This window comes from Streptomyces sp. NPDC003027 (assembly GCF_053591435.1).
This window is the reverse complement of the sequence record NZ_JBSFTU010000018.1, coordinates 109,240-119,967: the sequence shown is the minus strand read 5'-3', so window position 1 is coordinate 119,967 and position 10,728 is coordinate 109,240. Positions and strand designations below refer to the sequence as shown.

Genomic DNA, 10,728 nt, shown 5'->3' with positions numbered 1-10,728 from the left:
CCCCAGATCGACCCCGAAACCGGCTGCTTCCCCCTCCCCCACACCCCCGGCCTCGGCATCGAACTCGACACCGACGCAGCAGCCGAACACCCCCAGCAACAAGCCCGCTTCGACCTCTGGGCCGAAGGCTGGGAGCGGAGGCAGCCGAAGTGAGCCGCGCGATCGTCGTCGACGCGCCGGGCGGACACCGCCTCGTGCGACGGGAGTCGCCGGAGCCCGGACCGGGTGAGGTACGCGTCCGGGTGGCCGCCGCCGGGATCTGCATGAGCGACCGCGAGATCTACGACGGACACCGGGACCCGGGGTATGTCCGCTACCCGGTCACCCCGGGCCACGAGTGGTCCGGGACGGTGGAGGCGGTCGGCCCGGGCGGCGACCCGGCGCTGGCGGGACGCCGCTGTGTCGCCGAGGGCTTCCGGTCCTGCGGGATGTGCGAGCGGTGCCGGTGCGGGGAGACCAGCCTGTGCACGGCCGGATACGCGGAGACCGGCTTCACGGAGCCGGGCGCCTTCGCCGACCACGTGGTCGTCCCCGTCCGGCTCCTGCACCTGCTGGACGACGAGGCGGACCTCCGGGCCGCCGCGCTCCTCGAGCCCGCCGCCGTGATCGCCGCCGCGGTACGGGCCGGGCGTCCCCGTCCCGGCGAGCGGATCGCCGTCGTCGGCGCGGGCACCCTCGGGCTGCTCGCCGTCCAGCTGCTCGCCGCCTCCTCCCCCGCCGAGCTGGTCGTGGTCGACCCCCGGGCGGCGCGCGGGAAGCAGGCGCTCACGCACGGCGCGCACGAGGCCCTCACCCCGGAGGAGGCCGCGTCGGCGACCGGCCGCTTCGACCTGGTCGTGGAGACGGCCGGGGCGCCGTCCACGGCGGCGGCCTCCTGCCTGCTGGCGCGCAGGGGCGGAAGGGTCGTCCTGACCGGGATGTTCACTCCGGGCGCGACCGGGATCGATCCCGTGCACCTCTCCCTCAGCCAGCTGGAGGTGCGCAGCGTCTTCGGGGCGTCCTCCGCCGCCTGGGCCGAGGCCGTACGGGCCTTCGGACTCGGACTGCTCGATCCGGCCCCGCTGATCACCCACGAGTTCCCGCTGGAACGGTTCGCGGAGGCCGTCGCGCTCGTCGGCGGCGGCGACCCGGGGACCGGCAAGGTGCTGCTGCGCCCCTGAGCGCGGCACCCCGAACGTACGGCGGTACGGGAAGCCCAGCCGGCCCCGTACCGCCGTACACCCACCGCCGTACCCGCGCCACCGCCGTACCCGCGCCACCGCCCCGCAGCCTCCACCTCGGACCGCGTCCGACCTGTCGAACAAAGGACATCCGTGACCGCCCCACCGCTACCGCCCCGCCGCCCGGGCGCCGACGCGCTCGCCCGCATCGGCCACCCCGTCCCACCGGCCGACCCGTCCGACGCCTCGCCGCACTCCTTCCCCGACGGGGGCACCTGGCGCACCGAGATCCCCTCCGTCGAAGGGCCGGAGGCACTGGCCACCGTCCTCAAGGAGAGCTCCCGGCTCGACGTACCCGTGCACCGGGTGAGCCAGGGCAGCGGGGTCTGGATGCTCACCGACACCGAGATCACCGAGATGGTGGACGCCTGCGCCGGACGGGCCGTCGAACTCTGCCTGTTCACCGGGCCGCGCGGCACCTGGGACACCGGAGCCGCCACCCGTACCGACTCCGGCGGCGCCGGGCTGCGGGCCCGCGGCCATGACGCGCTCGCCGGTTGTGTCGAGGACGCCCTGCGCGCCACGGAGCTGGGCGTCCGCTGTCTGCTCGTCGCCGACGAGGGGGTGCTGTGGACCCTGCACCGGATGCGCGCGACGGGCGTGCTCCCCGAGGACACCACCTTGAAGGCGTCCGCGCTCATCGGCCCCGCCAACCCCGCCTCGTACGCCGTCTACGAGCACCTCGGCGCGGACTCCCTCAACGTCCCCTCCGACCTCACCCTGGAGCACCTCACCGAGATCCGCCGGGCCAGCCGTGCCCCCCTGGACCTCTATGTGGAGGCCCCCGACGACCTGGGCGGCTTCGTCCGGATGTACGAGGCCGCGGAGCTGATCCGCCGGGGAGCGCCTCTCTACCTGAAGTTCGGCCTCAGCAAGTCCGCCGGCATCTATCCGTACGGCGCCCATCTGCGCGAGCACACGCTCGCCACCGCCCGCGAGCGGGTCCGGCGCGGGCGGCTCGTCCTCGATCTGCTGGCCCGGCACGGTGCCGACGCCGGTATGTCCCCGCTGGGCTCCCGGCTGCCCGGCGAGCTCCGGCGCTTCCCCGCCCCCGAAGGGAACTGACCATGCGCACCCGCACGTTCCGGGCGGCCGCCCTCGCCTCCCTGCTCGTCCTCGCGCTCACCGCCTGCGGCCAGGAGGCCCGCGGCGGCAGCCGCTACCAGCCCGACAGCGGCAAGGGCGGCACCATCGGCCTCGCCATGCCGACCAAGGCGTCGGAGCGGTGGATCGCCGACGGCGAGAACATGGCGAAGCAGTTCCGGCAGGCCGGCTACGAGACCGACCTGCAGTACGGCGACGACAAGGTCGAGAACCAGATCGCCCAGATAGAGAACATGATCACCAAGGGCCGCCGGCTGCTGGTGGTCGCCGCCATCGACGGCTCGGCGCTCACCGACGTCCTCAAGCGCGCCCACGACGCGGGCATCCCCGTGATCTCGTACGACCGGCTCATCATGGGCACGGAACACGTCGACTACTACGCCTCCTTCGACAACGAGCGCGTCGGCGAGCTGGAGGCGCGGTACATCGTCGACCGGCTGAAGCTGGGCGCGCCCGCCGAGAACACGGGCAGGCCCTACGACATCGAACTGTTCGCCGGCTCGCCGGACGACAACAACACCCGCTACTTCTGGAACGGCGCCATGAAGGTGCTCCAGCCGTACCTCGCCAGCGGACAGCTCGTGGTGCGCAGCGGGCAGACGCGGATGAACCAGGCCACCACGCTGCGCTGGGACGGCGGCGCCGCGCAGAAGCGGATGGACGACCTGATCAGCAAGAACTACGGCGCCGAGAGCGTCGACGCGGTCCTCTCCCCCTACGACGGCATCTCGATCGGCATCATCTCCGCGCTGAAGAGCGCCGGTTACGGGACGGCGGACCGGCCGCTGCCGATCGTCACCGGGCAGGACGCCGAGCTGGCCTCGGTCAAGTCCATCATCCGGGGCGAGCAGACGCAGACCGTCTTCAAGGACACCCGGAAGCTGGCCGCCCGGGCGGTGGCCATGGGCGACGCCGTACTGGACGGCAGGAAGCCCGAGGTCAACAACGTCAAGGACTACGACAACGGGAGGAAGATCGTGCCCTCCTTCCTGCTCGACCCGGTCAGCATCGACAAGTCCAACACGCAACTCCTCGTACGCGAGGGGTACTTCACGGCGGGACAGCTGTCATGACCCGGCCCGTGCTGGAGATGCGCGGCATCACCAAGACCTTCCCCGGCGTCACCGCGCTCAGCGAGGTGAACCTGACGGTCCGGGCCCGTGAGATCCACGCGCTCTGCGGGGAGAACGGAGCGGGGAAGTCGACCCTCATGAAGGTGCTCAGCGGGGTACACCCGCACGGCAGCTACGAGGGCGAGATCCACTTCGAGGGCGAGCCGGTCGCGTTCAAGGACATCCGGGCGAGCGAGCGCCACGGCATCGTGATCATCCATCAGGAGCTGGCGCTCATCCCCCATCTGTCCATCGCCGAGAACATCTTCCTCGGCAACGAGCAGGCCCGCCGGGGGATCGTCGACTGGAACGACACGCTGCGCAGCGCCCGCCGCCTCCTGGACCGGGTGGGGCTGCGCGAGAACCCGCACACGCCGGTCGCCGACCTGGGCGTCGGCGGGCAGCAGCTGGTGGAGATCGCCAAGGCGCTCTCGAAGGAGGTGAAGCTGCTCATCCTCGACGAGCCGACCGCGGCGCTCAACGACGAGGACAGCGCGGCCCTCCTCGATCTCATCCTGGAGTTGCGCGACCAGGGCGTCGCCTCCGTCGTCATCTCGCACAAGCTGAACGAGATCCGGCGCATCGCCGACACGGTGACGGTCCTGCGGGACGGCCGTACGGTCGAGTCGCTCTCGGTCCGCCCGGCTCCGGACGCGGCGCCGGAACTCTCCGAGGACCGGATCATCCGCGGCATGGTCGGCCGCGACCTCGACCACCGCTTCCCCGAACGCACCCCCTACGAGGGTGAGGGCTCCGGCCGGGTGGCCCTGGCCGTGCGCGGCTGGACCGTCCGCCATCCGGTCGACCAGCGGCGTACCGTCGTCGACGACGTGTCCCTGACCGTCCGCCGGGGGGAGATCGTCGGGATCGCCGGCCTGATGGGCGCGGGCCGCACCGAGCTGGCGATGTCGGTCTTCGGCCGCTCCTACGGGCGGTACGTCGCCGGATCGGTGGAGATCGACGGGGAGGAGGCGTCGACCAGGACCGTTCCGGCCGCGATCGAGGCGGGACTCGCCTATGTGACGGAGGACCGCAAGCGGTACGGCCTGAATCTCATCGACACGATCCACCGCAACGTCTCCCTCGCCTCACTGCCGGGGATGCGGCGCCGCGGCGTGGTCGACGAACACCACGAGCGGCAGGTCGCCGAGCGGTACCGCGCCTCCATGAACATCAAGACGCCGACCGTCTACGAGCAGGTGGGCCGGCTCTCCGGCGGCAACCAGCAGAAGGTCGTGCTCAGCAAGTGGATCCACGCCGACCCCCGGGTGCTGATCCTCGACGAGCCGACGCGCGGCATCGACGTCGGCGCCAAGTACGAGATCTACACCGTCATCGACCGGCTCGCGGCACAGGGCAAGGCCGTGCTGTTCATCTCCTCGGAGCTGCCGGAGCTCCTCGGGATGTGCGACCGGATCTACACGATGGCCGAGGGGCGGCTGACCGGTGAGGTCGCCCGCGACGAGGCCAGCCAGGAAAGACTGATGCGCCACATGACCATGAGCAGGAGCTGAGCCCGCCATGACCACCACGACCCCCTCCACGCGGGACCCGAGGACGGCGCGGCCGCAGCCCCCGTCGGCCGGTGCGCTGCTCCTTCAGGCCGTGCGGGCCAACATGCGCCAGTACGGCATGCTGGTCGCGCTCGCCTTCCTCGTCGTCCTGTTCCAAATATGGACGGACGGCACGCTGCTGCTGCCGAACAACGTCTCCAACCTGATCCAGCAGAACAGCTACATCCTCATCCTGGCCATGGGCATGATGATCGTCATCATCGCCGGTCACATCGACCTCTCCGTGGGGTCCCTGGCGGCGTTCGTCGGGGCGCTCTCGGCCGTGCTGATGGTGCGGCACGACATGCCCTGGTTCCTGGCGCTGGTGCTCTGTCTGCTGGTCGGCGCGCTCGCCGGCGCCTGGCAGGGCTATTTCATCGCGTACCTCGGCATACCGTCGTTCATCGTGACGCTCGCCGGGATGCTGCTCTTCCGCGGTCTCACCCAGATCTTCCTGGAGGGCCGCTCCCTGGCGCCGTTCCCGGAGGGCTTCCAGAACATCGCCAAGGGCTTCATCCCCGAGATGGGCCCCTACACGCAGTACCACAACCCGACCCTGCTGCTCGGTCTGCTCACCGTCGTCCTGCTGCTGCTGCGCGAGTGGCGTGACCGCAACCGCCAGCTGGCGTACGAGCTGGAGGTGCTGCCCGCCGGTCTGTGGGCGCTGAAGTGCGTGGCCATGACGGCGGCGGTGGTGGCCTTCACCCTGACCCTGGCGAGCTTCCACGGCGTGCCGATCGTCATGCTCGTCATGTGCGCGCTGCTGATCGGCCTGGGGTACGTGATGCGCAACGCGGTCGTCGGCCGCCATGTGTACGCGCTCGGCGGCAACAAGGCGGCGGCCAAGCTCTCCGGCGTCAAGGACAAGCGGGTGACGTTCCTGGTCTTCGTCAACATGGGCGTTCTCGCGGCGCTCGCGGGCTGTGTCTACGCGGCGCGGTTGAACGCGGGCACGCCCCAGGCGGGTCTGAACTTCGAACTGGAGGCGATCGCGGCGGCGTTCATCGGGGGCGCGTCGATGAGCGGCGGTGTGGGCACCGTGATGGGCGCCGTGATCGGTGGTCTGGTCCTCGGTGTCCTGAACAACGGCATGTCGCTGGTCGGCATCGGCACCGACTACCAGCAGGTCATCAAGGGCCTGGTGCTGCTGGCGGCGGTCGGGTTCGACGTCTGGAACAAGCGTCGCGCGGGCCGCTAGGGACTGTCCGGAAGGCCCCGCCCTGGGCGCCTCGTGACCGAGGCGCCCAGGGCGGGGCGGGTTCGCGTCGCCGCCTCAGCGGATCAGCCGCTCCGGGACGATTCCCTGGGCGCGCAGCTCTCCGAGCACGAGCGCCGCGTACTCGTCGGCGCCGCGCGCCGAGGTGTGGGTGTTGTCCCGTTTCTCGGCCGTCAGATAGAGCGCCTTGGACGCCTCGGGGCCCAGCTCCTCCACCCTGGCCCTGGTGAGGGCGGTCAGGTCGACGAGCGGGGTGCCGAGGTCCGCCGCGAGGCGCCGGATCTCGGCCGGGTGGTCCACGCCGAGGCCGTTGACCAGCAGGGCGGTGCCGTTGTTCAAGGTGCCGTCGGCGTTGAACCAGCGGCGGACGATCGGCGTCACCAGCACGGGCCGGCCGCCCCGTGCCCGTACCCCCTCGGCCAGGGTGGTGAGGTTGGCGCGGTAGGTCGCCGCGTCGGTCTGCTTGTCGTTGTGGGCGAGCTGGATCAGGACGGCGTCGCCGCGGCGCACCAGCGGCTGGACGGTCGGGAAGAGCGCCGGGTTCGCCAGGTAACTGACTGTGCTCTCACCGGAGTCGGCGTAGTTCGCGACCGCGATGCCGCGCTTGAGGTGGCGGGGCAGGTACTGCCCCCAGCCGGCGTACGGCTCGCCCGGCTGGTCGCACACCGTCGAGTCCCCGATCAGGAGGATCCGCGGCGCGGCGGGGGCCGGGGTGACCCGCAGGGCCGCGAGCCGGGGAGCGGCGCCGGCGAAGGTCAGATCGAGACCGGGGCTTCCGGCGGGGCCGGTGGGCTCGCCCTCCGGGTCGCGTACGTGCACGGTGACATGGCGCTTCGTACGCTCCCCCGGCGCGGTGGCCGTCTCGGCCAGCAGCGCGCGGCGGGTCTCGGCGGTCACGGAGGTGCTGCCGGCGGTGTCGCCGCCGAGGGTGACCGTGACGTCGTAGGTGCCGGGCGGGACGTCGACGTGGCAGACGACCGGGCCGGTGCCGGTGGCGTCGCAGTGTTCGAGGCCGGGGCCGTACGGGCCGTCGGCGCGGGCGGGGGACGGGGCGGCGGCCAGGGCGACGGCGACCGTGGCGACGGCCGTGAGCAGGGCGGTGCGTCTCATCGTTTGCCTCTCTTCGCTACTCGGGCAGGCTGTCGCCGACGAGGGCGAGGTTCTGGATGGCGGCGAGTCCGAACAGCGCGGTGGTGTTGGTACTGATCCAGAGGTGTTCGTAGCCGGGCTCCAGGGCTGCCGGGCCCTGGACCGGGGTCTTGTCCCAGACCATCGCCGAGGTGTAGCCGTCGCTCGCGTGGAACTTCGCCCAGGCGCGCTTGGCGAGCGCGGCGTCGTTCAACTGCGCGGCGGCGTAGGCGTCCTGGCGGGAGTGGCCCTGGAAGAGGAGCAGATTGCCGAAGTTCTTGCCGTAGCGTGCCGCCTGTTCGGTCTTGGAGGCGTTGAAGTAGCGGCAGTAGTCCAGCCACGCCTCCTTGAACTCCGGCATGTCGACGAGGTCGATGAGCTCGGCGCACATCTCGACGAGCCCGAACATGGCGGAGAGGTGCGAGACGCCGACGGCGGGCTGGGAGGCGATGGCGAACCGGCCGGTGTCGAGGTCGTACAGGCCGGTGCCCTGGACGAATCCGTTGGGCTGGGCGGCGATGGTCTCCATGGTGGAGCGCAGCCGGGCCTCGGCCTTGGCGGCCTTGGGGCCGCCGCGCTCCCACTCGGTGAGCCAGGCGGCGGCCAGTCCGCTCCAGTCGGTGCCGAATCCGATGGAGAGGGCGTGGCGGTCGGGGGTGTAGGGCTCGGTGCGGATCTTGCGGATGGGGTCGAGGGCGAGGAAGGTCTCGTCGGAGTCGACGAGGGCGTGCATCAGGTCGCCGACCCGTTCGTCGGCGGTGAGGTAGTAGTAGGGGCGGCGGTAGACGGCGGTGGAGATGCGCTGCTGCTTGGCGCTGTCGGCGAAGTGCTGGACGCCGTGGCGGGTGCCGAGTCCGGCCCAGGTGCCCAGGTGGTAGACGTCGACCTCGCCGGTGTGGCGGGTCATCGCCTCGGCGAAGCGGAAGATGTCGGAGCGGCCGGAGCGCAGATAGGCGTACCAGAGCCACAGGTCGGGCGAGAGTTCGGAGTTGTCCCAGGCGTAGCCGCCGACGTCGTACCGCCACTGGTGCCGGTCCTCGTCGTAGGTGTGCATGATGTCGCCGTAGTCCCAGAAGCCGTACCAGCGGCGCTGTTCGACCTGGTCCTTGTAGTACGTGAAGAGGTAGTCGAGGTGGTCCTCGATCGTCGCCTTGGCGGGCGTGGAGCGGTCGACGGGGGCGAAGAGGCCGCCGAACACTCCGGCGCGGCTCAGGTCCTCGGGGCTCGCGGCGAGCTGGGGCGGGGTGCGGACGGCGGCGGCCTGGGCGACGAGCGTCTCTGCCGTGGGAGTGGAGGCGTTGGCCCAGAACATCAGCTCGCTGGTGCGGGCGATGCCGTACGGGGTGCCGAAGCCGGGCTCGTAGTCCTCGTACGTGATGTTGAGGCCTTCGAGCTGCTCGGGGAAGGTGTCCTGGCCCATGCCGTCGTGGTAGAAGCGCAGGTCCATGGGCTGGGCCTCGGGTGACCAGAGCCAGAGGGTGACTTCGGCGGCGTCGCCGGCGGCGCCGCGGATGTCGAGCTGGGCGGGATGCTTCTGCCAGAAGTCGCGCAGTCCGAAGGAGAATCCGCCGCTCGGCCCGCCGACGTATCCGAAACCGTTCGCCCGGCGGCCGCCGCCGGCGGGGATCCAGCCGTGACCGGGCTTGGTGCGCTTGCGCAGGGTGAAGCCGTCGGCGGAGAGCTGGGAGAGGGTGTAGTCGCCCCAGGTGGGGATGTACGGGAGCCGGGTGGTGACCCGCTGGTCCCAGGTGGCCGGGTCGGGCAGCTTCTCTCCCCTGACCTGTGCCTTGCGGACGGCGGCGCCGGGGTCGCGGCGCAGACCGGTGATGCCCTGGACGGCTTCGGTGAGGAAGCCCGCGTCCTGGCCGGCGATGCGGATGTGGCGGTCGTAGGCGGCGTCGCGCATCGGGACGGTGAAGCGGACGCCGAGGCCGCGGATGAAGTCCCCCTGCTTCTGCCCGGCGGGCTGGTCGCCGTCGTAGGTGATGGTGTGCACCATCCGGAAGGAGTCGGCGCCGGCGTAGAAGTAGAGGCGGACGCTGAAGGGAAGCCAACTGCGGCTTCCCTTACGGTGCTTGCCGTCGATGCGGACCACGGCACGGACGGGGCCGCGCTGTTCGACGGTGGCGGCGCTGATCTCGCCGTCGAACCGCTCCCACTTGGCGTTGCCCTGGTCGCCGTCGTCGAGGTCGCTCTGGCGCAGCAGGACGAGCCGCCCGTCGGTGGCGATCTTCACCCCGTCGCGGGTCACGGACTCGACGAGCTTCTCGCCGTCTCGGGAGACGACCGCCCTGATCGTGCCGGTGTCGACGGTGATGCGGCGGCCGGTCTCGGTGACGGTGATCCGCGAGGTGGTGGCGGCGGGGGTGCCGGGGGCGAGGGTGAACCGCTCCGCCCCGGCGGCCTGGGGGCCGACGGCGTGCGCGGTCCACTTGAGCGAGCCGTCGGGCCAGCGGGCCGTGGTCCACGTCTGTACGGGGACCTCCTCGCCGTCGGCGGTGGTGAGCGCGAAGGTGCGGTCGGCGGGGTGGACGCCCTTGGGCCACGGCACGCCGAACGTGGACCCGGGCGCGGCGCCGAGCCCGCCGCCCTCCAGCCAGCCGACGGAGACGGGCCGGTCGGCGGCGGGCGTTCCGGCGGCGGGCGCGGCCTGGGCGCTGCCGCGCCCGAGCGCCCAGCTGAACTGCGCGGCGGCCCCGGCGACGGCGGCGGCCTTGAGGAGGGACCTGCGGGGAATCGAGGACATCGGGCTTCCTTTCCATGTGCATGACATACGACCGGGACGACCCGCCCCGGTCCCCCGGGCCCGGGCCCGGCGTCAGGGGGTCGTCGTCGTGGTGCGGTGTTCGATCGCCAGGGTCGAGGCGACGAGCATGCCGAGCGCCGGGGCGGCCAGGGGGGCCGCGAACCAGGCGGAGGCCGCGATCACGGCGAAGCCGCAGACGACCAGGAGCGAGCCGGCCGGGTCGCGGACGGTGCGGCGGGCCGCGGCGGGCAGCAGCGTCCGCCACGACGCTCCCGGCCGCCAGGCCGCACCGGCCCGCAGCACCGTGACGACGAGGCCGATCGCCGCCAGCACCCCGATCGCGCCCACGACGGGCCCGCCCGGAAGTCCCGCCCGTACGATCGCGAGATCGAGCCACACCAGGCCGAGGGCGGCCCACCCGGCGAGACCCACGAGCCAGCCGCGCCGGGCCGCGGACCGCAGGTCGGCGGCGAACCGCCGCCACCCGCTCTCCTCTCCCCCGGTCCAGTGGCGCAGATGCGCCGCGCCGGCGGCCAGCGCCGCCGGCAGGGTGACCAGCGGCAGGGACGCGACCGCGATCCACACCCCCACGAGAAGGCACTCGGCGAAGACGCCGAACCCGGCCAGTGTCCGCGGCTTGAGCATCCCC

General features: G+C 72.0%; 8 protein-coding genes and 1 pseudogene. 6 read left to right on the top strand and 3 right to left on the bottom strand.

The annotated features are described in order from the left end of the window. From ACWDX6_RS15715 to mmsB, 6 genes and pseudogenes are all read left to right on the top strand, one after another. Nucleotides 1-153, top strand: a pseudogene (locus ACWDX6_RS15715) (mandelate racemase/muconate lactonizing enzyme family protein); the annotation flags it as partial. Next, on the top strand, nucleotides 150-1,160 hold the full coding sequence (locus ACWDX6_RS15710; protein ID WP_451485499.1) for a zinc-dependent alcohol dehydrogenase: 1,011 nt from the start codon (nucleotides 150-152) through the stop codon (nucleotides 1,158-1,160). The pseudogene ACWDX6_RS15715 and the gene ACWDX6_RS15710, both read left to right, overlap by 4 nt. A gap of 153 nt (nucleotides 1,161-1,313) precedes the next feature. After that, on the top strand, nucleotides 1,314-2,285 hold the full coding sequence (locus tag ACWDX6_RS15705; RefSeq protein ID WP_451485498.1) for a hypothetical protein: 972 nt from the start codon (nucleotides 1,314-1,316) through the stop codon (nucleotides 2,283-2,285). A gap of 2 nt (nucleotides 2,286-2,287) precedes the next feature. Beyond that, nucleotides 2,288-3,397 (top strand): multiple monosaccharide ABC transporter substrate-binding protein, encoded by a 1,110-nt coding sequence (gene chvE, locus ACWDX6_RS15700; protein ID WP_451485497.1) that lies wholly within the window; start codon nucleotides 2,288-2,290, stop codon nucleotides 3,395-3,397. Beyond that, on the top strand, nucleotides 3,394-4,950 hold the full coding sequence (gene mmsA, locus ACWDX6_RS15695) for a multiple monosaccharide ABC transporter ATP-binding protein (RefSeq protein WP_451485496.1): 1,557 nt from the start codon (nucleotides 3,394-3,396) through the stop codon (nucleotides 4,948-4,950). Before chvE ends, mmsA begins: the two co-directional genes overlap by 4 nt. A 7-nt stretch (nucleotides 4,951-4,957) precedes the next feature. Beyond that, entirely contained in the window at nucleotides 4,958-6,187 is a 1,230-nt protein-coding gene (mmsB, locus tag ACWDX6_RS15690; protein WP_451485495.1) for a multiple monosaccharide ABC transporter permease, read from the top strand. A 75-nt stretch (nucleotides 6,188-6,262) separates the two neighbouring features. On the opposite strand, the gene ACWDX6_RS15685 is transcribed toward mmsB, so the two are convergent. The 3 genes from ACWDX6_RS15685 to ACWDX6_RS15675 all read right to left on the bottom strand — a co-directional run bounded on the left by ACWDX6_RS15685 (nucleotide 6,263) and on the right by ACWDX6_RS15675 (nucleotide 10,724). Beyond that, complete coding sequence (locus ACWDX6_RS15685) at nucleotides 6,263-7,315, bottom strand: rhamnogalacturonan acetylesterase (protein WP_451485494.1); 1,053 nt, start codon at nucleotides 7,313-7,315, stop codon at nucleotides 6,263-6,265. Between the two features lie 16 nt (nucleotides 7,316-7,331). Next, nucleotides 7,332-10,079, bottom strand: a complete 2,748-nt coding sequence (locus ACWDX6_RS15680; protein ID WP_451485493.1) for an exo-rhamnogalacturonan lyase family protein — start codon at nucleotides 10,077-10,079, stop codon at nucleotides 7,332-7,334. Nucleotides 10,080-10,151: 72 nt separating this feature from the next. Next, a complete protein-coding gene (locus ACWDX6_RS15675) occupies nucleotides 10,152-10,724 on the bottom strand; it encodes a hypothetical protein (RefSeq protein WP_451485492.1) in 573 nt (190 codons plus the stop codon). Nucleotides 10,725-10,728: the final 4 nt, after the last annotated feature.